This is a genomic window from Nonomuraea sp. ZG12, from assembly GCF_052068115.1.
GTDB lineage: Bacteria > Actinomycetota > Actinomycetes > Streptosporangiales > Streptosporangiaceae > Nonomuraea.
Genome location: NZ_JBQHCW010000002.1, coordinates 838,101 through 864,779, shown reverse-complemented (window position 1 = coordinate 864,779; position 26,679 = coordinate 838,101). Strand labels below are relative to the sequence as shown.

Genomic DNA, 26,679 nt, shown 5'->3' with positions numbered 1-26,679 from the left:
GAAGGATAATGATAGCGCTACTGTCGCTTTGGGAGTAGCGGTCCCCCTTCCCGAGGCGCGGCGGACCGGCACGGCCCTCGCCTTCCTGGGGGTGCTGGCCTTCTCCGGCTCCTTTCCCGCCACCGTCTACGCGATGCAGGGCTTCGATCCGTGGCTGGTCGCGATCGGCCGCGCCCTGCTCGCCGGGATCGTGGCCCTGGTGTGTCTCAAAGCGCTCCGCCTTCCCCTCATCCCGCCGAGGCGGCACTGGCGCGTGTACGCCGTGATGTCCCTGGGCGTCGTCTTCGGGTTCCCCGTCTTCAGCGGCCTGGCCCTGCACCTGGGCGCCGGCACCTCCCACGCCGCCGTGGTCATCGGCCTCCTGCCGGCCGCCACCGCCGCCTGCGCCGTCATGCGCGCGGGCGAGCGCCCGCGTCCCCTGTTCTGGGTGGCCTGTACGGCAGGCGCCGCCGCCATCACGGCGTTCACCCTCACCAGCGGCGAGGCGAGCGCCACCTGGTCCGACCTGCTCCTGGTGGGCGCCCTCCTCTCGGCCGCCGTCGCCTACACGGAGGGCGGCACGCTGTCCAGGACCACGCCGGGCTGGCAGGTCATCTCCTACACCGTCGTGCTGTCCCTCCCTCTCACCGCGCCGATCACCGTGGCCCTGGCTCTCACCACCCCCATGACCCCCACCCCGGTCTCCCTGGCCGGCTTCGCGTACACGGGGCTGATCTCGATGTTCCTCGGCTTCTTTCCCTGGTACGCGGGCCTCGCCAGGGGCGGCATCGCCAGAGCGGGGCAGACTCAGCTCGTTCAGCCGCTGCTCACGCTGGTGTGGGCCTGGTTCCTGATGGGGGAGAGGTTCGGCGCGGCCACGGTGGTCGCGGCCCTGACCGTACTCGCCTGCGTCGCCATCACGCAGCGGGCGCGTACCTGAATGGTGTGACGCTTGGTCGCCATCACTTTGCGGCGCGTGTGCATGTGCGGCGAGTCGCCTGCGTCGCCATCGCCCGCGCGCTCCTACTTGAAAGGCGTGACGGCTGGACGCAGGATAGGGATTGGAGGTGTTACATGGCGGACCTCACGATCCCTGAAGGCGGCTTCTGGCCTGCTCCGGAGATCCCGCAGCCCAACATCTACCCGATGGAGTGGCGGGTCGAGACCCAGAAACTCGCGGCCATTTACGAGAAGTCCAAGCGCACCCTGTGGAACCCGGCCGACCTCCCCTGGGACGAGCTGGACCCCGAGGACTTCACCCGCGAGCAACGGCTGGGAATCATGTACTGGTTCGCCGTGCTGGCCAATTTCGACGCCTCCGGTCCGGCCGTGTTCGCCCGCGCCACCATCCAGGCATTCGAGAAACACGAAGAGGACCCGGTCAGGAAGTGCTTTTTCTCGATCACCCGTGACGAGATGAACCACGAAGAATGCTGCCAGCGCAGCATCGCCAAACTCTGGCCCGGCGGCCCCCTCGACTGGACCCCCACCGACAATCTGGAAAAGGCCGCACACAACAACATCGGCTGGCTCTACCACAACGGCGGCCGCTACTGGACCGGCTACAACACCGCCGTGGGCAAATACTCGCTGCCGATCCTGTTCACCAGCTTCATGATGGGAGAAATGGCGGCCTCCACCCTTTTCAGGGGGATGGCCTCAGGCGCACGACACCCCGTCTTCGAGGAGATGTTCCAGCGCATCGGCCGCGACGAATCCCGTCACCTCCAGATCTGCATGACGATCCTGGAGAACGAGTGGCCCGGCCTCACGGACGAGACCCGTGTCCTGATCACCCGCCAGCTCCGGGCCGGCTTCGTCTTCCTGTCCATGATCCTCTGGGAGCCGCCCCAAGGCTTCTGGGAGCTGCCGCCCTACTTCCTGCATAACCACCGCGTCCTGATGGACCACGCCCGGGACGCCGGCCTGGGCGTGCTCTCCTACGACGAACAGGCCGAGAACTGGCGGGTCGCCATGGCCCGCGTCCGCGCCATCGTCGAACGCTGGGGCATCGCCTTCCCCGCGATCCCCGAGCTGGACCTCGACGGAGTGCCGGTCGACTTCATCGATCCCGAGGACATCATCCCGGTATTCTGACCTTCCATGTGGGGACGGACGAACGGCCTGCGCGTTCTCGAACTGGGCACCCCCGGCGCCATGCGCGGCTGGCTGACGGATTTGGTGCTGGCCGGCCAGAAGCAGGGCACGGCCGGTCTCCTGGAGCTCGACTACCACGCCGAGAACGAGGAGCTCGAGCACGTGGGGGAGCACCTGGCCCTCATCGACGACTCCGGCGCCCACACGGCCACGGTCGAGGTGGTGGGCGTCACGCAGGTGCCCTTCGCGGAGGTGAGCTGGGAGTTCGCCGAGTCCGAGGGCGAGGGCTACGGCTCGATCGACGACTGGCGCGAGGCGCACAGGCGGTACTGGAGGGACGAGGGGGTCGCCGTGGACGACACCACGACGGTGGTGTGCCTGTCGTTCCGCCTGCTCGGCCGGTGAGGAGGGGCGGCCATCGCGCCCCCCGATGATCGGCGCAGTGCGAAGGAACAAGCGATGGCCGCTCACCACAATGGTGAGGCGTCAGCCGACGGTTACGCAGGCATTCGGCGACATCATTGGGCGTCGAATCTTCAGTCGGAGGGCCAGCGTTCCTCAGGACAGACGTAACTGCCGCGTTGCGGCACCGTATAAATCCATCCTTGGTCTCGCAGAAGCGCTATGGCTCATCGAACGGTCTCGCGGGCTACGTCATACTGCTGGATAAGTGTTGTTTCGCCAGGGATCGGGCGCCTTGGCTGGAATTCCCCGGCGCTGATCTGCTTCGCGATCTCTGCGGCGATGTGTTGATATAGCGGCGTTTTTCGGGGAAGGCGCGGAGCCGCGGCGTGGACACCGACAAAGGTGCCCTCGCCATGCACGGTATGCACGAGCCCTTCGTCGCGAAGCACTCGGATCGCCCTGCGCGCCGTGGTGCGTGCCACGCCGAACTCTCGCTGGATGTCCGCCTCGCTGGCCACGGGATCGCCGGGGGAGCCGCCCTGAACGATGCGTGACCGGATGACCTCGCTGATCTGCACATAAAGGTGAGTGTCACCGTCAGGGTCGAGCATTGCTCAAGGATATATCGGTTGGACAGAGGGCGATGATTACCGGCTCTTGGCCTTTGGCCACTTATCCTTACTTGTCACGTACGTTCCCCGATAGGGGACTGTGAATACCCAGCCTTGCTCTCTGAGATGTGCCACAGCCTGGCGTGCGGTCACCTTGGCGACGCCGTACTGCTGCATCATTGCTTTTTCGCCAGGAATGGCCCTGTTCGGCGGAATGTCACCTCGGCGTATCCGCTCGGCGATCTCTTCGGCGATTTGCTGATAGCGGGGCAACCTGCTGGGTGTGTGCGGTGCTCCTGGCTGTCCGACAAAGGTTCCTTCGCCTTGGATCGTGTACGCCATGCCTTGCTCTCGCAGCTCCCGTGCCACCCGGCGAGCGGTCGTTCGGGCGATTTCGTAATCCTTTTCCAGCTTGGCCTCACTGGGCACAGGATCACCCGCCTTGAGCTCGCCGCGTTCGATCTGCTCGCGGATCAGGTCGGCGACCTGCTTGTAGATGGGCACTGGCCCCTCGCGGTCAAGCACACTCGGATTATAGACGAAAGCAGACATGGGCGTACAAAGCAGACGCTCAGTAGATCTATGGATACGTGCATAGACCTATGAGTACGGTCTATAGTGATTACATGCTCTGGGAACCGGGTGACTATCACGGCCGCCATGTGAGGGCGCCGGCCAGTGTGCCGATGCTGATCGATTGGTCGCCGGAGCTGTCCCGGATGGTACGGGTACGGGTGCGCGACTACACCTGCGACTGTCAGCCGACGTTCTATGAGTTGTGTCAGGCAGGTGGTGTGCGCTTCATTCGCCGGACCAGCGAGGGCAGTGGTGGATTGCTCGTTGTGGAAAGCCCGGACGCGATCGCTTCGACGATCAACGAACTGTGGGCCATGCTGCTGAAAGGAGCGGCACGATGATCGCGCGACGCCGGCCGTCCACTCTGGCGCGAATCCTCCTCTTTGCGAGGAGGTGTCACTACTCAGCCCGCCGGAAACGATCCGAGAGCTCCTCAGGCTGCCAGGAACGATCCGAGAGCCGCTCGGCCCGCCAGGAACAAGCCGAGAGCCGCTCGGTTGGCCGGGGGCGATCCGAGAGATGCTCATGCCCGCCGTGAGCTGCTGAAGACTCCCGGCCTGCTTCCCTGACGCCGCAGCGAAGCAGGCCGGGGCCCATGGCTCCGCGCCGGAGGGATGAAAGGTGCGACTGCGTAGCCATGATCTACGGTTCGTGCGCCACAGCTCGCGAGCCGTTCAGCCGAACAGGCCCTGGTCCAGCCTGTCCGATCCCCGGCAGGCGTCATCCCACGCACCACGCCTGCCGGGTCGACTCCCCCCGCGAGCCCCTGCCGCCGGCTCGCGGGGGGTCACTGGGGCACTCCGGCGGGTTTCCTGGTCGTCCAGGCCCGCCGGAGTCCGCCCGTTCGGACCGCCGTTCAGTCGTGTCGGTTGACCTCAGGCGCGGTTGAGGTTTTAACGTCGGGTTCCTCTGAAGGGAGGACCTGACATGACGTATCTCGTGACCGGAGCGACCGGGAAGGCCGGGCGCCACGTCGTCGACCACCTGCTCCAGGCCGGACAGCAGGTCCGCGCACTGACCCGCGACCCGGCGAAGGCCAACCTGCCGCCGCAGGTGGAGGTGGTGGCCGGAGACCTCACGGTCCCGGAGAGCCTCGCGCCCGCCTTTGACGGCGTGACCGGCGTTCACCTGCTGACGGTGGGCGGAGACGACTACGCCACGCTGCGGACCGCCCCCGACATCGTCGCCCTGGCCCTGAAAGCCGGCGTCCGCCGGGCCACCGTCCTGTGGAACGGGCAGCTGGGCCCGGTGGAGGAGGCCGTCGAGGCCAGCGAACTCGAATGGACCCGGCTCCAGCCCGTCGACTTCATGGGCAACACGCTCGGCTGGGCCGAGTCCATACGCACCGAAGACTCGGTACGTGAACCGTTCGGTGATGTTCCGGCTGCGATGGTGCACGAGGCCGATGTCGGAGCCGCAGCGGCAGTCGCACTCGTCGAGCCGGGGCACGCGGGCAAGATCTACACGCTGACCGGGCCCGAGGCGCTGACCCCACGGCGACGGCTCGACATCATCGCCGCTGTCATCGGTCGTGAGCTGCGCTTCGACGAGCTCACCGAGGAGCAGGCACGGGAGCGATGGAGGCAGGCCAGCCACGGAGAAGAGCTGATCGACCTGCTCGCCGCGTGGCAGGGCAACCCGCCCCCGGCGGCGTACACCGTGGTCCCCACCGTCGAGGACCTCACCGGCCGTCCAGCTCGTAGCTTCACCGAGTGGGTCCACGGCCACACCGCGCACTTCGGGTGAGTCGCTTCGCTGCTCGATGCTCACCGGAGGCCGGTCACGTCCGTGGACGTGACCGGCTCCCGTGGACGCGAACCCGAGAAGCCTGGCGGGAGGCATCCTCGGTGGTCGACTTGCCTGGATCACTGACGGTGTCGCTGTCCACGATCTCCGGTGAACCTGCTGTCGGGCTGACTGGCCCATCTTCCTCGTCATGATCGAAGCCCGAGGATCGCCCGGCAGCAGGCCACGTGGCCCCGTTCCTTCCGGGAGGCGCGGGACCACGCACTACGAGCAACCGGCCAATCCAGAGATGGCCTGCCCGTAGAGATGAGGATGCCATGGCTTTCCACGGCGCGACTGCCCTTCTGCGCTTTCATAGAGATCGCGCGTTTTCGGTGGTGAAGAGTGAAAGGCCCTTCAGTTATGTGCGAAATGCCGACTTCATCTGGCCGGACACGTTCTTCGTGATTTGTTGCATACGAGCTCTCTGAGGATGTCGGTTTCTGTTCGACTGGTCTCCCGCTCGGGACGCTGTTCGGGTCAGCTTTCGATCCGCCGCCACAGCGAATCGGTGACGATGAGGTGGTCAAGGAAGCGCAGACCGACCGTCTCGGCGGCTTCCATGAGTCGGCTCGTGGCCTTGAGGTCGGCGTCGCTCGGATGCAGCGAGCCGCTCGGATGGTTGTGCGCGATGCCGAATGCGGCGCCTCCCGCGGTCAGCACCGTGGTGATGATCTCCCGTACCGGGACCGTCGTGTGATCCGCTCCGCCTTCCGTGAGGACCGTACGCCGGAGCACCGCACCGCGAACGTCACAAACGACCACGACCAGCCGTTCGTGTGAGTGGCCGCGCAACAGCGGCGCGGTGACCAAGGCCAGGTCCGCCGTGCTGGTGACCCGCGCCGGCTCGGGCTCCGCCTCCGCGCGCCGTACGAGATGGAAGGCCGCCGCCACCCGCGCCGCCTTGGCGGGCCCCACTCCTGGCACGGCGAGCAACCGGTGCGGCTCCGACCGGGCCAGCCCGTCGAGGTCGCCGCAGTGCGCGATGACCTGGGCCGCCAGATCCATCGCGCTGGTCCCGCGAAACCCCGAGCCGAGCAGCACGGCCAGCAGCTCGCGATCGGCCAGTGCCTCGGCCCCACTCTCCATCAACCGCTCTCGCGGCCGCTCCCGCCTCGGCAGGTCTTTGACTAGCATCCCCGCACCTCCAAAACGGTTCTATCAACGACCACCGACAACCTCTGGCCTACGCGTTGAAGCGATTCCGCAATGACCGATCTATGCTGGAATTCGGCTCGTATTTCGTTTGTCGGTGTCTATGTCGTATGCCCGTTGGCAGGGTTTATCCCTGGAATGCCGCGATATTTCGGCTCATTGAGGTGCCCCTACTGTGGGGGTGGGAGCGTTGCGGCGGTGTTCCCTGTTGCGCCTATGTGGGGGTGAGTGCTTTTGCATCGTGTGAGGCGATGACGTGGATCTGTACGCCATTATGCGGTACGCGACTGCCGGATACGGGAGTTTGCTCTCGGCCGAGTTGCTGGTGGGCTTCACCCTGCCAGTCCGCGCGTTGCGACCGTGCCGGCTCGTGGGTGCTCACACGGTGTGAAGATCACTCTGGTGCGGTCCGAGTTCAACGATGGTGAAGTTCGGCCGTGGACGTGACCCGTGTCTCAATGACGTATTCCAGGGCCCGTGATCCGGCCCCAGCGTCTTACGTGGAACCTCGGCCGCAACGTCGTGTTCCGCCACACCGTGATCCGCTTCGGTGCGTTCCGTGAGCCGGCTCCGGCCTCGACGTGGATTCCGTGGCGCCGTGATCTTGGGCCCCAGCGTGTCCCGTGAACGCGACCTCAACGTCGTGTTCTGCCGCGCTGTGCTCCGGCTTCGGTGTGCTCGGCCAATGGGTCACGGCTCTGATGCCGTTTCCATGGCAGCGGCCGGGTCTAGATGACGTGAGCTCCGGCGGACGAAGTGGTCGCGGCGCGGAGCTCACGGTGGCAGGGGGTCAGACCGGCATGCTGTAGACCATACGGAATCGGTCGCCCGGAATGATGATGTCACTGGTCTCCACGGGTCGGTCGCCGGCCCAGTGGGTGCGCTCGACATGCAGGACGTGTACGCCTACCGGAAGGTCGAGGACGTCGCTCTCGCTCGGGTCGGGGACGCGGCTCTGGACGCTCTCGACGACCTCGGTGATCTTTACGCCATGCGCGTACATCCTGGTGACCAGGCTGCGCCGCTCCTCCACATGGTGGGCGGCGAACTCCAGAGGCTCGTAGGCGGTAGCCAGCTGTAGCGGACGCCCGTCGCCACGGAAGACGTAGTGGGTCTTGGTCAGGGTCGCCGACTGATCGACTCGAAGCCGCCTTGCGAGGTCGGGCCCAGCCTCGGTGGGCTCGCTGTGCCAATCCCAGGTCACGCGCCGGCCCTGCGACTGGAGATCGGCGGCGAACGGAGTGGAGTGATCAAGAAAACGCCATCGGTGCAAAGGTGCGAGATCAGGACGTTCTCTCACGTAATGGCCCGAGCCCACCCGGCCGATGATGAGCCCTTCGCCCGCCAGAACGCGCAGAGCGTGGCGGGCGGCGGTCTCGCCGACTTGGTACTTGCGGGTCAGCTGCGCCCGCGACGGAATGGGCGAGCCAGGAGGAAGGGTGCCGTCGTTGATCTGTCGCCGAATGTCTTCGACGACACGCAGGTAGACCGGATCTGAGGTGGCCACTAGTCCATCCCTGGGGGTTCGTGTGAGGCGTTGCCCCATGTTGCCGTATTCGGCAGGTAACCGACCGTCATCGAGGACTGCTGGAGCCCCAACTTTGCAGTAGCGGAAAATTATCGGAGAAACTCTGTAACGCCGGTGTAAGGGGTGGCGATTCTCCGGTAGAGGTCGTCGATGTGTGTACCCCCGAGCACATATCGGCGGCCTCTTCCCATATCCCCTCCCAGCCCCGCTGCGAGCCGCCCCCAAGCTCCGCCGCCACTCGGCTGACCTGCGAACCAGCCTCCCGTACCGCCCGCTGGCCGTCTGCCGATCGGGCGCGCATCAGATCCGCGCACCACCGGGCGGCCCTGTGATCGCGGCCCGGCGCGTGACCCGCTGATTTACGACCCAGCCCTGCGCGAGGCCGTAGCAGCTCTACTACTCGGCTGGCCTGTGAACGCCCGGCGCCCACCGCAGACCTGGGGCCCCTCCGTCGGTAGCTCGCGGCGGCTGGGTCTGGACGGCGGCGGTATCTGGACGGCGGCAAAGGGATCTGGACAGTCAGGCGCATCTTCGCAGCGAGCTGCTGCTGGTCCTCGCATACCCGGTGGTACGGGGTTGCGGACGGGTCTAGAGGTTGCTTGCTTGGCAGTGCGGTGATGGCTCGGCCGTGAAGGCCATTCGCGACAGTTGCTTGCTGGATGCTCCCGCGTCCCCACGGTCGTTTACGCGTGTTCAGGCGCGTTCAGGCGCGGGTCATTTGTGGGAGTTCACGGGGGCGTTCGCGGACGTGACCGTGGACGGCGGTGTCCGGATAGGAAATCAGGCCACTGCTGCAGAGACCGCCGCTGGTCCGCATCGAGCTACAAGTGATCTTCGCCCAGTTCGCCACCCGCTTCCCTGGCCTGAGGCCGACATGCGAGGTGGAGGGGTTCACAACTTTGAGATGGCCGCCGACGAGCGATGGCACGCCAGCCAAAGGAGGGGAGATGGCGCGGCACGTGGGGCGGGCAATAAGAGGTATCGATCGAAGGCAGCCGGTGCTGTGGCGGACTACTGAGGCGTCTGTCCTGAGGCGTCTGTACGGAGGCGGCCACTCGAGCGAGGGGCTGACGGCTATGGTCGGTGTCGGTGTCGGTGTCGGTGTCGGTGTCGGTGGCGATGAGCGCCATTGCGCTCATCGGACAGCTCAATGCTGGTGCCGTGTCCCTCCCATGCACCCGACCTCAATGCACCCGACCCCAGCGTGAGGGCGCGGATGCATGGGCGCTCTTCGAGCGAATCTGTGGCACACCCTCACGGCGCGTCGCTTGCTTCGACCCAGCGGGACTGCAGTGCCAGGTTGGGACGTTCGTCGGCTGAGGATGGGTATAGGACAGTCGGGTCAGGAAGCTCCGGGAAGCCTCGCGCGGAAGCGGAGTGCGATCGACTGGATGCGGACTGTAGTAGAATGTAGTAAGAGATGCCGGAGGACGGTGTGATAAAAAGCGGCTCCTGGCTGGCAAAGCGGGGTGGCGGCGTCCAACGGATTTGGGAATCCAGGTAGCGTTCGCACTATGGCATCGCCAACTGGAACCATCGATGCGCCTTTCGGCCGCATGTTGACCGCCATGGTCACGCCGTTCACCGATGACGGCGCGGTCGACTACAAGGCTGTGCGACGGCTCGCTACCTATCTGGTGGACGAGCAGCGTAACGACGGATTGATCGTCAGCGGTACGACCGGCGAATCCCCAACTACCTCCGACGACGAGAAAGCACGTATTCTCGGTGCTGTCCTGGAGGCGGTCGGCGATCGGGCGACCGTGGTGGCAGGCGCAGGCACCAATGACACCCGTCACAGTGTCGAGCTGGCCAAGCGGGCGGCACTTGAGGGAGCTCATGGGCTCCTCGTGGTGACCCCTTACTACAGCAAGCCCCCGCAGGAAGGGCTTTATCGACATTTCATGGCTGTCGCCGATGCGACGGACCTGCCTGTCATGCTGTATGACATTCCTGGGCGTAGCGGCGTGCCGATCAAGACTGAGACCTTGCTGCGGCTGGCCCAGCACGATCGCATCGTGGCCGTGAAGGACGCAAAGGGAGACTTGTTTGCCGGTAGTCAGATGATGTCGATGACCGACCTTGTCTACTACTCCGGCGATGATGTGCTCAATCTGGCCTGGCTCTCGCTGGGCGCGGTTGGGTTCGTAAGCGTAGTAGGCCATGTGGTGGGCGCTGATCTCGCCCGCATGATCCAACTGCACCGCGGTGGTGATGTCGACCAGGCCCTGGCCATTCATCGCCAGATGGCGCCTGTGGTCGACGGGATCATGCTGAGCGCGGGGGGCGCGATCATGGCGAAGGCGGCGCTGAGCATGGTGGGGGTGCCGGTCGGACCGGTGCGACTGCCGCTGGTGTCCGCGACGGAGAAGCAAATCGCCGAGCTGCGTGCTTGCCTGGTAGCCGGCGGGGTGAAGTTGACAGACGCATAGAAACGGGGAGGAAACGGAAGTTTTGAGAACACGATTTGACATTGGGGGCCGGCCATGAGCCATCCACATCCTGATCTTGGCCCCCCACCGCCGCTGCCCGACGGAGGGCTGCGCATCGTCGCACTGGGCGGGCTGGGTGAGATCGGCCGGAACATGGCCGTTTTCGAGTACGACGGCCGTCTGCTGATCGTTGACTGCGGGGTGCTGTTCCCCGAGCCCGATCAGCCGGGTGTCGACCTGATCCTGCCCGACTTCGAATACATCAGAGACCGTCTCGACCAGGTCGAGGCCGTGGTTCTGACGCACGCCCACGAGGACCACATCGGGGCTGTGCCGTATCTCCTGCGAGAGCGGCGTGACATCCCGCTCATCGGATCCCGGCTGACGCTTGCCTTGATAGAGGCCAAGCTCACCGAGCACAGGATCCAACCGAAGAAGCTCCAGGTGGTCGAGGGCGAACGTCACACCTTCGGGCCGTTCGACTGCGAGTTTCTGGCGGTCAACCACTCGATTCCAGACGCCTTGGCTGTGGCCATCAGGACGCCCGCCGGCATTGTGCTGCACACCGGTGACTTCCGGATGGACCAGTTGCCGAGTGACGGTCGGCTTACTGACTTGGGCGGCTTCGCCCGGCTCGGCACCGAAGGCGTCGACCTGCTCATGTCGGACTCGACCAACGCCGAGGTGCCGGGCTTCGTCACCAGCGAGCGCGAGATCGGCCCGGTCATCGACGAGGTCATCCGTACCTCTGAGCAGCGTGTCATCGTCGCGAGCTTCGCTTCGCACGTACACCGTATTCAGCAGGTCATCGACGCGGCCGCCAAGCATGGCCGCAAGGTCGCGCTCGTCGGCAGGTCGATGGTGCGAAACATGGGGGTCGCTCGCGACCTCGGATACCTCAAGGTGCCGCCGGACATCATCGTCGACTCCCGCGACATCGAGGAGTGGCCGCCAGAGGACGTGATGCTGGTCTGCACCGGCTCCCAAGGTGAGCCGATGGCGGCACTGTCGAGGATGGCCAATCGCGACCATCCCATCCGTATCGCCGCGGGGGACACGGTCCTGCTCGCCTCGTCCCTGGTGCCGGGGAACGAGACCGCGGTCAACAGGGTGATCAACGGGCTCACCCGCTGGGGCGCCCGTGTCGTGCACAAGGGCAACGCCAAGGTGCACGTCTCTGGGCACGCGGCCGCAGGCGAGCTGCTTTACGTGCTGAACCTCACCCGGCCGTCCAACTTCATGCCGGTGCATGGTGAATGGCGTCACCTGCGGGCGCACGCCAAGCTGGCCGCGCTCACCGGCGTTCCGGACGATCACATCGTGATCGCGGAGGACGGTGTCGTAGTCGACCTTGTCGACGGCCGAGCGAAGGTCGTCGGTGCGGTTCATGCCGGGTACGTGTACGTGGACGGCTCGTCGGTCGGTGAGATCACCGATGTGTCGCTGAAGGACCGCAGGATCCTCGGTGATGAGGGGTTCATCTCCGTGGTCATCGCCGTGGATTCCACCACGGGCAAGATCACCGCGGGGCCGGAGATCCATGCGCGTGGCTCCGGTATCGATCCGGCGCAGTTCGAGCAGTTCATCCCGCAGATCGAGAAGGCTCTGCAGGACAAGGCGGCTGACGGGGTGGTGGATATGCAAGAGATCCGTCGCGTGGTCCGTCGCACCGTCGGACGCTGGGTGAGTGACACTTATCGCCGCCGTCCGATGATCATCCCTGTGGTGGTCGAGGTCTGAGTTCGTCGTGGGTACGGCATGCATGTGCGCCTGCCGTACCCGTGAACGATCTCTTGCTCGTGCGAGGGACGAACAGCCTTCCCACAAGGTCTCGGCGCAGGTGACGACATGTCGTGATGCCCGCGCGAGTGCAACCAAGGGCGTCATTTCAGGCGTCCCTCCGGCGTAGCAGCCAGGTGCCTGCGAGCAGCGGTAGGAGGGCGTAGGCCACTAGGACTGCGCCCGCCGCCGCAGGTGGCAGGAGCGAGCCGTACACCGTGTTCGTGGTCGTATCGCCGGTGAGCTCATGGGGCAGAGCGCCGATCATCACTGATCCCAGCAGGTCGCTCCAGGGCTCGGGCAGGTTTCCCACGATGATCGGGATGACATGGATGGCGCCCACCAGCACGATGATCGCGCCCGAAATGGAGCGCAGGATCGCTCCCAGCCCCACGCCGAGCAGGGCGAACACCGGCACCGTAAGGGTCAGGGAGATCAGGAGCGGCAGCTTGTCCGTGAACGGCACCTGGTAGATGCCGCCGAAGCGGTCATCGATCAGGGACCGGCAGACGAGGTAGGTGCCGAAGACCACCGCTGAGCCTGTGAACAGGGCGATGACACTGACCACAACGGACTTTCCAGCCATCACCGGCCAGCGTTTCGGAACGACGGTCAGAGTCGTCCTCATAGAGCCGGTTGCGTATTCGGATGTCATGGTCAGCACACCCATGATGCCCATGCAGAGCTGCGGCACCATGAGCACGACTTCTTCGAGCTCGGCGAGTCGGGCGCCAGGCTTCTGAGCTGGGGCGGCGTTGTCGTACATGTCGGCCGTCACCCATGCGAGCCCAAGGCCGAGCAGAATGCCGGCGAGGCTGATGCCCACGGTGAGGTGACTTGATCGTACCGAACGGATCTTGAGCCATTCGGAGGCGAGAACACTCATACGTCTCGTCTCTTCAGGAAGTAGAGGCCGACGGTGAGAGCCACCAGCGCGTACGAGATGAGTGCCGTGAATGCCATCGCCGGAGACAGAAGCCCATCGCCGAGGCGGGAAGAGAGCCGATCGCCGGCGATTTGGGGGACGAGATTCGGCAGCATGAGGGACGCCACCCTGCTGTTCCACGGCTCGGGTAGGTAGGTCGCGATGCCGGGCAGGACGAACAACATCACCACCACCGACACGGTCGCGGCCGCCGTCGAACGGGTGGCGGCCCCCAGGCCGAGCCCTACGAGGGCCAGCACGGTAACCGAGACACCTGAGGCGAACAGCATGGGCAGATCATCGAAGAAGCTGGTGTCGTTGAATCCCAGCTGCCGATCCCCCGCGATCAATCGGGCGGACACGTAGGTGACGAGAAGGATCGCATGGGCGGCGGCGAACGTCACCACACCGACGACCGCGGCCTTGCCCACCAGAAGAGTGCCTCGTCCGGGTACGGAGGTGAGGCTGGCACGGATCATTCCCGTGGCGTGCTCGGAAGTGATGGCAAGCACGCCGATGATGGCGAGACTGATCTGTACGAGAGGAAGGAATCCTTCCTCGGGCGCGGCGGCCCGCAGAGATCCGCGCTCCTCCGCCAGGCTGCTCACGTAGATCGTCCACACCATTCCGAGAACCACCATGAGGGCGGCCGACCCCAGCGCGTGGTAGGTCGAGGCGATCGTGCGCAGCTTGAGCCACTCGGAAGAGAAGACCATTCTCATGACCTTGCTCCGTACTCCAGGTGGCCGGCAGTGAGTGCCAGATAGGCGTCTTCCAGAGAGGGATAGCGCGCGGTGAGCTCCTGGACGGTCGCTTCCGCGATTAATTTCCCTCTGCCGACGATGACGATGTTTTCGGCGGTGAGCGCCATCTCGCTCATCAGGTGGCTGGACAGCAGGATCGTCCTGCCCTCCGCGGCCAAAGAGCGCATGAGATCCCGGATCCAGCGCACTCCATCGGGGTCGAGCCCGTTGACCGGCTCGTCGAACATGAGCACACCGGGATCGCCGAGCAGCGCGGCCGCGATGCCGAGCCGCTGTTTCATGCCGAGGGAGAACCCGCCGACGTGCTTACGTGCCACGCCGGCAAGACCTACCAGCTCCAGCATCTCCGACACTCGTCCAGGGCCGATGCCGTTGGTGAGGGCCAGACACAGCAGATGGTTGTAGGCGCTGCGGCCGCCATGCATCGCGCCCGCGTCGAGCAGGGCCCCCACCTCGTGCATGGGCTTGCTGAAGGAGGTGTAGCGCTTACCGTTGACCAGCGCGGCGCCGGACGATGGGGCGTCGAGGCCAAGGACCAGTCGCATGGTGGTGGACTTGCCTGCGCCGTTGGGGCCGAGGAAGCCGGTCACGTGTCCCGGCTGCACAGTGAAGGAGAGGTCGTCGACCGCGAGCGTGCGGCCGTAGCGTTTCGTCAGGCGTTGGAGTTCGATCACGCCGTTAGGTTGCGGCATGGTGGGTCTTCGCCACATCGGACCACGGTCCGAACCTCAATCTCAGACTCCGGGTTGACGTGCGAACCTCGAATGACCAGCTACCTTCGTCGCGTGAACGACTCGCACCCCCTCTTCGCCAGGCGGCTCCCACGTGCCCAGCTGATCATGCTGGACATGGCGGCTGGGTTAGGCTTCTCGCTCGTGTTCCTGACGGCGGCTGTCAACGTGGAGGAGCTGCCACCGTGGGTTCGGATCGCCGTTCCCTTGGCCTTGGGGTTGCCGCTGGCCATACGGAGGGTGCTTCCTCTGTCGGTTTTCCTGTTCACGTTGGTGGTCGCCGTCGTGGCCGTATGGGTCGGCGTGGTGGGCTTCGCCTACGTATCGCCTGCGTACGCCCTCTACCTGGTGGCGGTGGCCCAGAGCCGCGGCACCTGGTTGCCCAGTTCTGCCATTGGAGTGGTCGCGGCGATCACAGGGGTGGGGCTGGTGGTGGCGGGAGGCGCGCCCAAGGCGGCTGCCCCTGAGTGGTTGTTGGGGGTCGACAAGATGCTCATCGGTGTCGCGGCGCTGGGCGGTGCCTGGACGGTCGGTCGGGCAGTGCGTGAAAGGAGGATCTACGCGGCCCACGACGCCGAGCGCATGGCGGCGCAAGCCGTAAGCGAGGAGCGGTTGCGCATCGCGCGCGAGCTCCACGATGTAGTGACCCACAATGTGGGGCTGATCGCGGTGAAGGCCGGCGTGGCCAACCATGTCCTGCCCACCAGACCACAGGAGGCACATGACGCGTTGCGCGTGATCGAGACGGCCAGCCGGAGTGCACTGGTCGAAATGCGTCACCTGCTGGGGGTTCTCCGGTCTGCTGACACACCAGCACTCGATCCGGCGCCGGGTATCGACGGCCTAGGTGCTCTGGCGGAACAGGCCAGGTTGGCTGGGGTGGGGGTGGATCTCGATGTTCGTGTCAGCAGCGAGCACGAGGATCGCCAGGACCGTAGCGGTGAGACGAGTAGCTCAGGCCGCCGTGACCTGCGCAGGTCAGAGCAGGGGATGGCTGCTCCGGCATTGAGCTCGGCTGATGACGGAGAGGTGAGCCTGAAGGCTGGAGGCAGCGCCGGCCGTGTCCGGCCCTGGACGGGACCTGGGGAGCCAGGCAGGGTGAAAAGGCTGCCAGAAGGTGTGGAGCTGTCCGTCTACCGCATCGTGCAGGAGGCGCTGACGAACGTCGTGAAGCATGCGGCACCCGCTCATTGCTGGGTCTCGGTGGTCGACGATGGGCGGTCTGTCCGGATCGAGGTCAGAGACGACGGGCCTGGGCACCGAACTTTGCCGGGCGAAGGGCTGGGGCATGGGCTGATCGGGATGCGAGAGCGCGTGATGATGTACGGCGGGATTTTCGAAGCGGGGAGACTTCCTCAGCGCGGGTTTCGGGTATCGGCCGACCTGCCCTATGGGAGGGCCTCGTGATCCGGGTGCTTGTCGCCGACGACCAGGCCTTGCTCAGGGGCAGCTTCAAGGTGTTGGTGGACTCGGAGCCCGACCTGGAGGTCGTAGGCGAGGCCGCGACGGGGACGGAGGCCGTGGCGGTCACGCTGGAAACCTGTCCCGATGTCGTGCTGATGGACGTGCGCATGCCGGAGATGGACGGCATTGAGGCAACGAGGCGCATCGGGGGCGCCGCGCGGGTGCTGATCGTGACGATGTTCGATCTCGATGCGTACGTCTACGACGCGTTGCGTGCGGGAGCCAGTGGATTTCTGCTCAAGGACACTCCGCCCGCCGATCTGATCAAAGCCATCCGGGTGGTGGCGGCTGGGGATGCGTTGCTGGCTCCGGCGGTGACGCGCCGGTTGATCGAGGAGTTCGCGCGCACGCCGGCCTCGCCTCGTGTCCGGGGGTTGGACGGTGTGACGGAGCGGGAGCGGGAGGTTCTCACGTTGATAGCGCGAGGGCTGGCGAACGCCGAGATCGCCCAGCACCTGCAGGTGACTCTGGCCACGGTCAAGACACACATCGGTCATCTGCTCCACAAGCTCGACGCTCGCGATCGAGCGCAGCTTGTCATCGCGGCATACGAGAGTGGATTGGTATCCGCAGCATGTTGACGACAGCGACGATACGGGCGTTGTGGTGGCGTGGGCGTTGTGACGATGCGGGCGGCGTGGTGGTGTGGGCGTTGTGACGGTGCGAGGGGTGTGGTGGGTGTGACGGTACGCGGGGTGGGTGACGCTATGGGGCATGTGATGGTGCGGTGAGCTGACGGTACCGAGGGTCTCCTGGTGCGAATGGGGTGATGGTAGGGCGTGTAGTGATGCGAGTGGGGTGACGCGGTGGGGCGTGTGGTGGTTAGGAGGGATTGGGGTGGCTGGGCGCTGGTGAAGTGTTCGCGGCTGGTTTGTGCTCGGGCAGCGGTGACGGGTGCGTTCCGCGCAGGTAGGTTCCGTTCGTGAGCGATGTGAGGATTGTTTATCGCAAATACGGCGGAGCGCTGCACTGGAACCATCAAAGCAAGCTTCTGGGGGAGGACGGGTACGGCGTGTGGGTGGCGGTGCCGAGTGGGACCGTCGCGCGAAAGGGGGAGGGGCCGCCGGTCACCTGGCATACCGACTGCCTGATGCTGTTCCCGCGTGACGCCTGGTGGACGGCGACCTTCCACATGCCGCCACACCATTGTGAGATCTACGTCGACGTGACGACCGTGCCCGAGTGGCGCGACGGCGAGATGACCATGCTTGACCTGGATCTTGACGTGCTCAGGATGCGGGATGGGCGGCTGATTCTGGACGACGAAGACGAGTTCGCCGAGCATCAGGTGCTGCTCGGCTATCCCCGGGACATGATCGACCGGGCTGAGGAGACCGCGCGGTGGTTGCTCGCGGCGGTTGAGCGGCGGGAAGGGCCGTTCGGTGGGGCGCACCTGCGCTGGATGGGTGAGGCATTGATGGGTGACGGGTTAGAGGTTGGCGAGTCGTAGTGCGTCCGCCATGGCCGTCAGTCGCTGTGGGCTGGCGAGGCCTGCGTGGTAGAGGTGGATCTCCGACGCGCCTGCCTTGACGTAGGTTCTGAGGAGCTCGGCGAGGGCTTGGGCGTCGGCGGGGCGTGGGGGCAGTGCCAGGACGTACGCGCCGACACGCTGGCCTGGAGCGCATAGTTCGCCGAGGCGGGAGAGGCGGGCGGCGTCCTTGGCCGGGTCGCCCCAGCAGTTGCCCACCAGCACGTCGGCCGCCTGCTCGCCCTCGGGCAGGGCGGCGAACGGGCCGGTGGCCCAGGGGTTGGGGTCCGCATGCAGGGTGATGGGCACGTCGGGTGCGACCTGCCGGGCGGTGGCCGTCAGGAGGCGGCGTAGGGACGCCGACAGTTCGACGCGTACGGCGCCTACCTCGTCGGCGAGCGGCCCGAGGGCGGCTTCCAAGGCACCGGAGCCAGTGCCAACGGTGAGGGCCCGATGGGGTTCCTGAAGGCGCGCCGGCGTGCGGGCTGCTGGGGCGGGCTGAGGGGCCGAACCAGTGTCGATGGCCGCTTGTACCCGCTCTCTCGTCCCCGCCGGATAACGGTCCGCGCAGCGGGCGCAGAAGCACAGCGACATCAGGTCGGCGTCGAAGTCCGCGCCCGCGGTCTTCTCATGCACGCTCTGATGCCCGAACCCCATGGCCCCGCACCCTTCGAGGATCAGCCCGTCCGGCTCCCCGGCCGTCAGCACCTCGCGCACCAGCCGCTCGCAGTAGTCCGCCACGTCCTCCCACGAGGGGCACAGCGCGTACGGGTACCGATCCCCGAAGGCGTTGCGCACCACGAGATCCGGATGCGCCTGCCCGAGGTGGGCGTTGTGGGTCAGCACCGTCCACGCGTACACCTTCAGCCCGGCCGCGCGCAGCTCCTCGCTCGCGAGCAGGTAGGCGTCCGGCGTGGTCCAGGTGGGGGCGGCGGGCACCAGGCGGCCCCAGGCCTCGGGCCGCACCGGCAGGTAGAACGCTGAGTGCGGCACGTCGAGGACGCGGTGCCCGGGGTGCCGCGGGGTGGCCGCGCGGGTGGAGTGGTAGCTGGCGGCCAGGGCGACGGCGTCCACCCCGAGCGCGGCGAGGCGTTCGGGGGCGGCGGGGTCGCCGACGATGTCCCAGGGGTAGGCGTAGGCGATGTTCACCAGCGGGGTCGCTTCGCGGTGTAGGTCGGGTCGAAACGGCGCATGTACGTCGTGTCGTCGCGGGCGGTGAGGCCGCACTTGAGGTACTGCTCGTGCATGACCGCGAGGGCGTCGCGGTCGAGTTCGACGCCGAGGCCCGGGCCGGACGGCACGGGGACGGCGCCGTCGACGAAGGTGAGGGCGCCGGGCGCGACCACGTCCTGGCCGTTCTGCCAGGGGGTGTGGGTGTCGCAGGCGCTGGTGAGGTTGGGGGTGGCGGCGGCCAGATGGGTCATGGCGGCGAGGCTGATGCCGAGGTGGGAGTTGGAGTGCATGGACAGGTCCAGGCCGAAGGTCGCGCACAGGGAGGCGATGTGTGAGGTGCGCACCAGGCCGCCCCAGTAGTGGTGGTCGAGCAGCAGCACGCCGATGGCGCCGGCGGCGATGGCGGGGGGCAGGTGCTCGGGGGTGACGACGCACATGTTGGTCGCCAGCGGCATGGAGACCTGGGCGGCGACGCTGGCCATGCCGGAGATGTCGGGTGTGGGGTCTTCGAGGTACTCCAGCACGCCGTCGAGTTCGCGGCCGACCCAGACGGAGGTGTCCACGGTCCAGGCGGCGTTCGGGTCCAGGCGGAGCGGCACACCGGGGAACGCCTCGTGCAGCGCCTTGGTGGCGGCCACCTCCTCGGCGGGCTCGAAGACGCCGCCCTTGAGCTTGATCGAGGCGAAGCCGTACTCCTTGATGAACAGCGACGCCTGCTCGACGACTCCCTCGGGGTCGAGTGCGGCGCCGAACCTGTCGGGCTCGGCGTCGGGGTGGCCCGCCCACTTGTAGAACAGGTAGGCGCTGTACGGCACGGCGTCGCGGACACGGCCGCCCAGCAGGTCGACGACGGGCACGCCGGCCGCCTTGCCGCGGATGTCCAGGGTGGCGACCTCGAACGGGGAGAACACCCGGTCGACGCTCTTCTCCTTGGTGGCGGCGCCGGTCAGGCCGTGCATGTCGCTCACGGCGTCGCCGACGGTCGCGGCGATCCTGGCGTACATCTCGTTCGTGGCGTGCACGTCGAGGCCGATGAGGACCTCGGCGCACTCACGTACCTTGGTCAGGTGGCCCAGGTCGCCGTAGGTCTCGCCGAGCCCGGTCAGGCCCTCGTCGGTGATCACCTCGACGATCGTGCGCAGGGCCCATGGCTCGTGAACCCCGGCGGCGTTCAGCAGAGGGGGGTCCTTGAATGCGACAGGGGTGACGTGGATCTGCGTGATGATCATGTGATCGCCGTTCATATATGTGAACAAGGGTCAGGTTTGTGGACAGAATGCGGCAACTGTAAGAATCGAGCTGAGAAAGTGTCAAGACTCCGAAGGGCCATGCGATGATCTACGGATACGACCCCAGGACCGGCGAGACCGTGGGCGACGCCCTCCCCGAGACGGATCGTGACGGGGTCGACATGATCGTCTCCGCCGCGGCGGCCGCGGGCGAGGCGTGGCGTGCGACCCCCGCGGCCGAGCGGGCGCAGGCGCTCGAAGCCGTCGCCGACGCGCTGGCCGCCCACACCGACGAGCTGTGGCAGCTCGCCGACCGCGAGACCGCGCTCGGCGAGGTACGGCTGCGCGGCGAGGTTGCCCGTACGGCCGGGCAGTTTCGGCTTTTCGCCCGGGTGATCAGGGACGGCGGCTACCTGGAGGCGATCGTCGACCACGCCGATCCCGCGGCCACGCCGCCGAGGCCGGACGTGCGCCGGATGAAGCAGCCGCTGGCCGGGGTGGTGGCGGTCTTCGCGGCGAGCAACTTCCCCTTCGCCTTCTCGGTGGCCGGCGGCGACACCGCCTCCGCGCTGGCCGCGGGCTGCCCGGTGGTGGTCAAGGCGCACCCCGGCCATCCGCACACCTCCGAGCGGGTGGCCCAGATCGTCCGGCTCGCGCTGCCGTACCCCGACCTGCTCGGGCTGGTGCAGGGCATGCGGGCGGGGGCCGACCTGGTCCAGCACCCGCGGGTGGTGGCGGCCGGGTTCACCGGGTCCGTCGCGGGCGGCAAGGCGATCCAGGGCCTCATCGACGAGCGGGAGGTGCCGATCCCGTTCTTCGGTGAGCTGGGCAGCGTCAACCCGGTCGTGGTGCTGCCGTCGGCGCCGAAGGCGGCGGTGGCGAGCGGGTTCGCCACCTCGCTCACGATGGGAGTGGGGCAGTTCTGCACCAATCCCGGGCTGATGTTCGTGCCCGAGGACGACGAGCTCCGCACGGCGCTGGTGGAGGCCGTCGAGGGGACCACGGGCGGGCCGATGCTGGCCGAGCGGATCAGGGACGGCTACCTGGGCGCCGTGGAACGGCTCGGTGAGCTGCGGCTGCTGGCCGAGGGCAAGCCGGGGGAGGGCGACTGGGCGGTCACGCCCAAGGTGTTCACCACGGATGTGAAGACGTTCGCCGACAAGCTGCCGGGCATCGGCGAGGAGTGCTTCGGCCCCGCGTCGATCGTGGTGACCTACCGCGAGATCGCCGAGTTGCGGCCCGTGCTGGAGCGGCTCGACGGATCGCTGACCGCCACCGTGCACGGCACCGACCCCGGCGAGGCCGCCCAGATCACCGAGGCGCTCGGCGCCAAGGCCGGGCGGCTCATCTGGAACGGCTGGCCCACCGGCGTGGCCGTCACCTGGGCCATGCACCACGGCGGACCCTGGCCGGCCGCCACCTCGACGACCACCTCGGTCGGAGCCACGGCCATCGACCGCTGGCTCGCGCCCAGGGCCTATCAGGACTGGCCGGAGGAGCTGCTGCCGGACGAGCTCAAGGACGGCAACCCGCTGAACGTCCCGCGCCGCGTGGACGGCACTCTGACCCGCTGACGGCTCCGCAGACGGCCTGGGGCCGTGCGGACGCGTTCCGCACGGCCCCATGCGGTCAGGCCCCCACGATCTCGAGCCCGGCAGCGATGATCTTCTCCAGCTCCGCCACGTGCTCGGCCGACGGATCGACCAGCGGCGGACGTACCCCTCCGACGTCCTGGCCGCGCAGCCTCAGCCCCGCCTTGACCAGCGAGACGGCATAGCCGGGCACCTCGTCGCGGAGCTGGACCAGCGGCAGGTAGAAGCTGGTCAGCAGGCGCTGGGCCAGCGCGTCGTCGCCGCTCGTCACCGCCTGGTGGAAGGCCAGCGCGACCTCCGGCGCGAACGCGAACGCGGCGCTGGAGTAGAGGTTCACGCCCATCCCCCGGAACGCCGGCACGGTCAGCTCCGCGGTCGGCAGCCCGTTGAAGAACGTGAACTCGCTACCGGGCGCCTGCTGCCGCACGGTCAGGATGATGCGCTGCAGCAGGTCGAAGTCCCCCAGCCCGTCCTTCAGCCCGATCACGTCCGGCATCCGCGCGAGCACGGCCGTCGAGTCGGGGGTGAAGCGCGCGTTGCCCCGGTGGTAGACGATGACCGGCAGGCCGGCGGCGTCCGTGACCTCGCGCACGTACTGGATCAGGCCCTCGGCCGGCGCGGTGACCAGGTAGGGAGGCATCAGGAGCAGACCGTCCGCCCCACTGGCGGCGGCGGCGCGCGCGACCGCCTTGGCGAAGGGCAGTGAGCCCCCCGCACCGGCGAAGACCGGCACCCGGCCCGCGGTCGCGGTGACCGAAGCCGCTACGACCTTGGTGTAGTCGTCGAGGTCGAGGGCGTTGAACTCACCCGTGCCGCACGCGGCGAACACTCCTCCCGCCCCGGCTGACACTCCCTGGTCGACATGCTGGATCAGTGGCTCCTCGGCCACCTCACCATCAGGTCCGAACGGAGTAACAGGAAAGAAGAGAACACCATCTAGCCGCATCAACGCCTCCTTCTAGCGGATGCCCTCCCGGCGGAGAGTGGCACCCAGCTTGTGGGTATGTTTGAGCACCGCATCGGTCACCTGCTCCACTTCGGCGGGCTCCAGGCCCACCGGCATGGAGCAGCTGATCGCGTCGGTGGCCGGGATCCGGTAATCGACCGCGACCGCCACGCAGACCACGCCCGGCGTGCCCTGCTCGCGCTCGTAGGCCCATCCTCTGGCCCTGATCTGGTCGAGCTCGCCGGTCAGTTTGGCGAGGTCGGTGATCGTGTGATCGGTGATCGGTGCCAGAGGCTTCGGGATCAGGGCCGCGACCTCGTCGTCCGTGAGCTGCGCCAGCAGCACCTGGCCGAGTGCGGTGACGTGGGCGGGCAGACGCCTGCCCACGCGGGGGATGATGTGGTGCGCTTCGCGCGAGTCCCTCGTGGCCAGATACAGCACGTGGCCCTCGTCCCGGCGTGCGAAGTGGACGGTGTGTCCCGTCTCCGCCCGCAGGTCCTCCAGCGTCTCCTGAGCGAACGGCAGCGCCGGATCCTTGTCCAGGTAGGCGGTGCCGGTCAGCAGGGCGTGCGGGCCGATGCCGAACGTGGACTTCGTGCCGTCCGTCTCGACCCAGTTGAGCTCCACGAGAGTGCGCATCAGCGCGTGCAGGCTGCTCCGCGGGAACCCGGTGCGCTGTTGCAGCTCCGAGAGTGTCAAAGTGTCGCGGGAGGCGGCCAGTGTCTCCAAGATGCGTACTGTCCGCTCGGCGGACTTGACCAGCTGCGGCTCCATGCTCATCCCATCTCGACTGCGGCTTCGATGTGTCAGCATATGGGATGCCGTTCAGATACATGGACAATCAACCCTTGACCGCACCGCTGGTGAGCCCGCGCATGAACTGCTTCTGGAAGGCGAGGAAGGCGAGGATCGACGGCAGCAACGCCAGCAGCGTGGCCGCGAGCAGCACGCCGAGCCCGACCTCCTCGTCCCCGCGCAGCGAGCGCAGCGCGATGGGCAGCGTCCACATGTCCGACTCGGGGGCCACGATCAGGGGCAGCAGATACTGGTCCCAGATCATGGTGAAGCCGAAGACGCCGATCACGCCGAGGGCGGGACGGCAGAGCGGCAGGATGATCGTGAAGAAGGTCCGGAGCTCGCCCGCGCCGTCGATGCGCGCGGCCTCCTCCAGCTCGACCGGCACCTCCTTCATGAACTCCGTCATGACCAGGATGGAGAAGCCCCAGGCGCCCACCGGCAGGATCATGCCCGCGTAGGTGCCGATGAGGTTCACGTTCAGCAGCGGCATGTCGGCGAGGACCAGGGACAAGGGGATCGCGATGATCTCCTCGGGCAGCATCATGGTGGCGAGCATGATCAGCATCACGACCGACATGCCCTTGAACTTCTTGCGCGCCAGCGAATAGGCCGCGAACACGCTCACCAGCACCTGCAGGAGCAGCCCGAACCCGACCACCACGAACGAGTTGAACAGGTAGAGGTAGACGTTCCTGTTGCCCGCCTGGACGAAGTTGTCCAGGGTGAAGCTGTCCGGCCAGAAGGAGAAGGAGGTCGGGTCGAGCGTCTCGTTGAAGGCGCTGACCAGCAGCCCGAAGAGCGGGCCGGTGAAGATCAGCACCATGCTCGTGTAGGCCAGGATCTTGAACAGGGTGGCCAGGGGCCCACGCCGTGTCTCAAGTCCCAGGGCGCTGTCGAATTTCACGCCGCCTGCCTCCTGCGCATCAGCTGGACTCCCACGGTGAGCACCAGGGTGGCCACGAACAGCACGATGCCGCCTGCCGAGGCGATCCCCAGCTCGCCTGACTGGAACCCGAGCTTGTAGATCAAGGTCATCAACACTTCGGAGGACCCGTTCGGCCCGCCGTTGGTGAGCACGTACACCTCGACGAAGACCCGCAGGCCGCGGATGGCGGCGAGGGTGAACAGGATCCAGAACACCGGGCGCAGCGCGGGCAGCGTGATGTGCCTCAGGCGGTGCCAGATGGAGGCGCCGTCGACGGCGGAGGCCTCGTAGAGGGTGCGGTCGATGCCGACCAGCCCGGCGAGGAAGACCATCATGTCGTACGGGGTGCCGCGCCAGATGCTCATCCCCATGATCGACAACAGCGAGGTGTCCTCGCTGGCCAGGAAGGGCTGCGGGCCCAGGGCCACCCAGCCGAGGATGGTGTTGAGCAGGCCGGTGTCGCCGGGGTGGTACATGATCCGCCACACCTCGGCCACGGCCGCCATCGTGGTCACGACAGGCAGGAACGCCGCGGTCCTGACGAACCAGAGGTATTTCGCCGGCCCCTCGATGAGCAGCGCGAAACCGAAGCCGAGCAGCAGCGACCCCGCGGTCGTGCCGACCGCCAGGACCGCGCTGTGCCAGATGGCCGACATGAAGGCGTCGTCGGAGAGGATCGTGGCGTAGTTGTCGAAGCCTACCCACGTGGTGTCGATGTACCGGATCTCTTGGAAGCTCATCACCAGACCGGTGATCATGGGGATGAACTTGAAGTAGAGGAACAGCACCAGAGCGGGGGCCAGGAACGCCCAGGCCATGAGCGGCCCCCGCCAGCGCGCCATCACGGGGCGCTGGTAGGGGGCCGCGGGCCGGGACTTCGCCCGTGTGAGCGTCGAGGTCATGATGCCTTTTGGTTCTGCAGTTCCTGGGTCAACTTGGCGTTGGCGGCTTCCATCTCCGTCTTGACGTCCTTGGCGCAGTCGGCCCAGACGGTGTTGATCGAGTCGGCCGAGCTCTGGCGGATCGGCGCCCAGTTCGGCACGGGAGGCGCGTAGACCGCGTTCGGGTAGGCGTCCTGGAACACCTTCCAGCGGGGGTCCTGCCGCTCGGCGGCCAGGTCGACCTCGGTGTTGACCGGCAGGCGGACGATGGCGCCGTTGGCGTCCTTGTTCATGCCGATCCGCTGGCCCTCGGCGGAGATGGCGAACTCGGCGAACTTCTTCTGACCGTCCTCATTCTTGGAGCCGGCCATCAAGTAGACGTTCTCCCCTTCACCGAGGGTGCCGGGGCCGCCCGACGGGCCCTTGGGCACCGGGAAGACCTCGATCTTGTCGGTGCCGATGCTGCCGACGAACCGGGCGAGCACGTACGGGCCGGTCAGGTAGAGACCGCCCTGGTTGTTCTCGAACACCTCGTGGGTGACCGACGTGTCGTTGCTGACCGCGCCCGGGTTGACGGTCTTGGCGTCGCAGAACTGGTCCTGGAGCCACTGGACGGCCTCGACCGTCTTGGGGTCGTTCATGGTGGCGGAGAAGGTGCCGCTGCCGCTGGCCTTGAGGAAGTCCCCGCCGTTGGCGTAGATGAAGGAGGAGGCATACCAGGAGGCGTAGCCACGCTTGGTGCCGGCCGGGGCGAGGAAGCCGGCCGTGTCGTTCTCGCCGTTGCCGTCGGGGTCCTTCTCGGTGAAGGCCTTGGCCAGTGCGGCGAGGTCGTCCCAGGTCTTCGGCACTTCCAGGCCGAGCTTCTCGCGCCAGTCCTTGCGCGCGATGATCGCGAACGCCTGGGAGGAGAACGGGGCGCCCCAGATCTTGCCGTCGCTGGCGGTGGCCGCCTTCCAGGCGCCCTCGGACACCTTGTCGCCACCGGCGAGCGAGGCTTTGTCCACCTCGCGCAGCCAGCCCTGCGTCTGCATGTTGCCGATCTGGGCGGTGTCGTTGATGACGATGTCCGGCAGGTCCTTCTGGGCGGCCTGCTGCTGCAGCTTCGTCTCGAAATCGTCGAAGAGGGCGACTACCTTGGTCTTGATGCCGCTGGCCTTGGTGAAGGCGTCGGCCAGCTTCTGTGCTGTTTTGTGGGAGTCGGAGTCAGGCGCCTGCCTGATCCAGATCTCCAGTGCTTCGTCGGTAGCAGACTCTGAGCCCCCGGAGCCGCAGCCTGTCAGCGTTACGGTCAGGGCCGTCGCAATAGCGACCCCGAGCAAATGACGTGACATCAGACCGCCTCCTGTTCACATATGTGGACATCTGTCGCGGACGTGGAAGTTGTTCCTGGAACGTTAACGAGTGGCACACATCACGGTCAATATTCAAGGATGTGA

Annotated in this window: 24 protein-coding genes and 1 pseudogene; 11 read left to right on the top strand and 14 right to left on the bottom strand. The window is 66.7% G+C overall.

From position 1 onward, the window contains the following. Window positions 1–28 precede the first annotated feature (28 nt). From ACTMTF_RS11030 to ACTMTF_RS11020, 3 genes are all read left to right on the top strand, one after another. Window positions 29–919 carry a DMT family transporter gene (locus ACTMTF_RS11030; RefSeq protein WP_441110502.1) on the top strand — a complete coding sequence of 297 codons (891 nt, stop codon included), beginning with the start codon at window positions 29–31 and terminating at the stop codon, window positions 917–919. Window positions 920–1,053: 134 nt separating this feature from the next. Further along, the gene (locus ACTMTF_RS11025; RefSeq protein WP_397009155.1) at window positions 1,054–2,076 is read left to right on the top strand and encodes a hypothetical protein; all 1,023 of its coding nucleotides are present in this window, start codon (window positions 1,054–1,056) and stop codon (window positions 2,074–2,076) included. A 6-nt stretch (window positions 2,077–2,082) separates the two neighbouring features. Further along, the gene (locus ACTMTF_RS11020; RefSeq protein WP_441110501.1) at window positions 2,083–2,481 is read left to right on the top strand and encodes an ASCH domain-containing protein; all 399 of its coding nucleotides are present in this window, start codon (window positions 2,083–2,085) and stop codon (window positions 2,479–2,481) included. 224 nt (window positions 2,482–2,705) lie between these two features. Here the strand turns inward: ACTMTF_RS11020 and ACTMTF_RS11015 are convergent, their stop codons facing one another. Together ACTMTF_RS11015 and ACTMTF_RS11010 are read right to left on the bottom strand one after the other, a co-directional pair. Beyond that, window positions 2,706–3,092: a GntR family transcriptional regulator gene (locus tag ACTMTF_RS11015; RefSeq protein ID WP_441110500.1), complete on the bottom strand. Its 387-nt coding sequence runs from the start codon at window positions 3,090–3,092 to the stop codon at window positions 2,706–2,708. A 36-nt stretch (window positions 3,093–3,128) separates the two neighbouring features. Further along, window positions 3,129–3,617, bottom strand: a complete 489-nt coding sequence (locus ACTMTF_RS11010) for a GntR family transcriptional regulator (RefSeq protein WP_397009161.1) — start codon at window positions 3,615–3,617, stop codon at window positions 3,129–3,131. 101 nt (window positions 3,618–3,718) lie between these two features. Here ACTMTF_RS11010 and ACTMTF_RS11005 point away from each other — a divergent pair, with 101 nt between their 5' ends. Together ACTMTF_RS11005 and ACTMTF_RS11000 are read left to right on the top strand one after the other, a co-directional pair. After that, window positions 3,719–4,009, top strand: a complete 291-nt coding sequence (locus ACTMTF_RS11005) for a hypothetical protein (protein WP_441110499.1) — start codon at window positions 3,719–3,721, stop codon at window positions 4,007–4,009. Between the two features lie 586 nt (window positions 4,010–4,595). After that, window positions 4,596–5,414 (top strand): NmrA family NAD(P)-binding protein, encoded by an 819-nt coding sequence (locus tag ACTMTF_RS11000; RefSeq protein ID WP_441110498.1) that lies wholly within the window; start codon window positions 4,596–4,598, stop codon window positions 5,412–5,414. Between the two features lie 519 nt (window positions 5,415–5,933). Here the strand turns inward: ACTMTF_RS11000 and ACTMTF_RS10995 are convergent. After that, window positions 5,934–6,590 (bottom strand): JAB domain-containing protein, encoded by a 657-nt coding sequence (locus tag ACTMTF_RS10995; RefSeq protein WP_441110497.1) that lies wholly within the window; start codon window positions 6,588–6,590, stop codon window positions 5,934–5,936. An 808-nt stretch (window positions 6,591–7,398) separates the two neighbouring features. Beyond that, the gene (locus ACTMTF_RS10990) at window positions 7,399–8,115 is read right to left on the bottom strand and encodes a GntR family transcriptional regulator (protein ID WP_397009169.1); all 717 of its coding nucleotides are present in this window, start codon (window positions 8,113–8,115) and stop codon (window positions 7,399–7,401) included. A gap of 1,535 nt (window positions 8,116–9,650) precedes the next feature. Between ACTMTF_RS10990 and dapA the strand changes: the two genes are divergently transcribed. Together dapA and ACTMTF_RS10980 are read left to right on the top strand one after the other, a co-directional pair. After that, window positions 9,651–10,568 carry a 4-hydroxy-tetrahydrodipicolinate synthase gene (dapA, locus tag ACTMTF_RS10985; RefSeq protein WP_441110496.1) on the top strand — a complete coding sequence of 306 codons (918 nt, stop codon included), beginning with the start codon at window positions 9,651–9,653 and terminating at the stop codon, window positions 10,566–10,568. A gap of 54 nt (window positions 10,569–10,622) precedes the next feature. Beyond that, on the top strand, window positions 10,623–12,308 hold the full coding sequence (locus tag ACTMTF_RS10980) for a ribonuclease J (RefSeq protein WP_397009173.1): 1,686 nt from the start codon (window positions 10,623–10,625) through the stop codon (window positions 12,306–12,308). 148 nt (window positions 12,309–12,456) lie between these two features. Here ACTMTF_RS10980 and ACTMTF_RS10975 read toward each other — a convergent pair whose 3' ends face one another. The 3 genes and pseudogenes from ACTMTF_RS10975 to ACTMTF_RS10965 form a co-directional block, all read right to left on the bottom strand. Then, window positions 12,457–13,233 carry an ABC transporter permease subunit gene (locus ACTMTF_RS10975; RefSeq protein ID WP_441110495.1) on the bottom strand — a complete coding sequence of 259 codons (777 nt, stop codon included), beginning with the start codon at window positions 13,231–13,233 and terminating at the stop codon, window positions 12,457–12,459. Then, window positions 13,230–13,988 (bottom strand): ABC transporter permease subunit, encoded by a 759-nt coding sequence (locus ACTMTF_RS10970; RefSeq protein ID WP_441110494.1) that lies wholly within the window; start codon window positions 13,986–13,988, stop codon window positions 13,230–13,232. The genes ACTMTF_RS10975 and ACTMTF_RS10970 overlap by 4 nt, the downstream gene beginning before the upstream one ends. A 68-nt stretch (window positions 13,989–14,056) precedes the next feature. Further along, window positions 14,057–14,710, bottom strand: a pseudogene (locus ACTMTF_RS10965) (ABC transporter ATP-binding protein); the annotation flags it as partial. Window positions 14,711–14,821: 111 nt separating this feature from the next. On the opposite strand from ACTMTF_RS10965, the gene ACTMTF_RS10960 reads away from it, so the two are divergent. The 3 genes from ACTMTF_RS10960 to ACTMTF_RS10950 all read left to right on the top strand — a co-directional run bounded on the left by ACTMTF_RS10960 (window position 14,822) and on the right by ACTMTF_RS10950 (window position 17,681). Next, complete coding sequence (locus tag ACTMTF_RS10960) at window positions 14,822–16,174, top strand: sensor histidine kinase (RefSeq protein WP_441110493.1); 1,353 nt, start codon at window positions 14,822–14,824, stop codon at window positions 16,172–16,174. Then, complete coding sequence (locus ACTMTF_RS10955; RefSeq protein WP_441110492.1) at window positions 16,171–16,812, top strand: response regulator; 642 nt, start codon at window positions 16,171–16,173, stop codon at window positions 16,810–16,812. The genes ACTMTF_RS10960 and ACTMTF_RS10955 overlap by 4 nt, the downstream gene beginning before the upstream one ends. Before the next feature lie 341 nt (window positions 16,813–17,153). Beyond that, entirely contained in the window at window positions 17,154–17,681 is a 528-nt protein-coding gene (locus tag ACTMTF_RS10950) for a DUF402 domain-containing protein (RefSeq protein ID WP_441110491.1), read from the top strand. Here ACTMTF_RS10950 and ACTMTF_RS10945 read toward each other — a convergent pair. Together ACTMTF_RS10945 and ACTMTF_RS10940 are read right to left on the bottom strand one after the other, a co-directional pair. Further along, window positions 17,661–18,848, bottom strand: coding sequence for a hypothetical protein (locus tag ACTMTF_RS10945; protein WP_441110490.1), 1,188 nt, complete (start codon window positions 18,846–18,848; stop codon window positions 17,661–17,663). The two genes, ACTMTF_RS10950 and ACTMTF_RS10945, sit on opposite strands and share 21 nt — an antisense overlap. After that, entirely contained in the window at window positions 18,845–20,101 is a 1,257-nt protein-coding gene (locus ACTMTF_RS10940) for a glucarate dehydratase family protein (RefSeq protein WP_441110489.1), read from the bottom strand. Before ACTMTF_RS10940 ends, ACTMTF_RS10945 begins: the two co-directional genes overlap by 4 nt. A 104-nt stretch (window positions 20,102–20,205) precedes the next feature. On the opposite strand from ACTMTF_RS10940, the gene ACTMTF_RS10935 reads away from it, so the two are divergent. Continuing rightward, window positions 20,206–21,675 carry an aldehyde dehydrogenase (NADP(+)) gene (locus ACTMTF_RS10935; RefSeq protein ID WP_397009186.1) on the top strand — a complete coding sequence of 490 codons (1,470 nt, stop codon included), beginning with the start codon at window positions 20,206–20,208 and terminating at the stop codon, window positions 21,673–21,675. 55 nt (window positions 21,676–21,730) lie between these two features. Here ACTMTF_RS10935 and ACTMTF_RS10930 read toward each other — a convergent pair whose 3' ends face one another. The 5 genes from ACTMTF_RS10930 to ACTMTF_RS10910 all read right to left on the bottom strand — a co-directional run bounded on the left by ACTMTF_RS10930 (window position 21,731) and on the right by ACTMTF_RS10910 (window position 26,574). After that, entirely contained in the window at window positions 21,731–22,639 is a 909-nt protein-coding gene (locus ACTMTF_RS10930; RefSeq protein WP_441110488.1) for a 5-dehydro-4-deoxyglucarate dehydratase, read from the bottom strand. Between the two features lie 12 nt (window positions 22,640–22,651). Next, window positions 22,652–23,413: an IclR family transcriptional regulator gene (locus ACTMTF_RS10925; RefSeq protein WP_441110487.1), complete on the bottom strand. Its 762-nt coding sequence runs from the start codon at window positions 23,411–23,413 to the stop codon at window positions 22,652–22,654. Window positions 23,414–23,480: 67 nt separating this feature from the next. After that, entirely contained in the window at window positions 23,481–24,341 is an 861-nt protein-coding gene (locus ACTMTF_RS10920; RefSeq protein ID WP_441110486.1) for a carbohydrate ABC transporter permease, read from the bottom strand. Then, window positions 24,338–25,264, bottom strand: a complete 927-nt coding sequence (locus tag ACTMTF_RS10915; RefSeq protein WP_441110485.1) for a carbohydrate ABC transporter permease — start codon at window positions 25,262–25,264, stop codon at window positions 24,338–24,340. The genes ACTMTF_RS10920 and ACTMTF_RS10915 overlap by 4 nt, the downstream gene beginning before the upstream one ends. Further along, on the bottom strand, window positions 25,261–26,574 hold the full coding sequence (locus tag ACTMTF_RS10910; protein WP_441110484.1) for a sugar ABC transporter substrate-binding protein: 1,314 nt from the start codon (window positions 26,572–26,574) through the stop codon (window positions 25,261–25,263). Before ACTMTF_RS10910 ends, ACTMTF_RS10915 begins: the two co-directional genes overlap by 4 nt. Window positions 26,575–26,679: the final 105 nt, after the last annotated feature.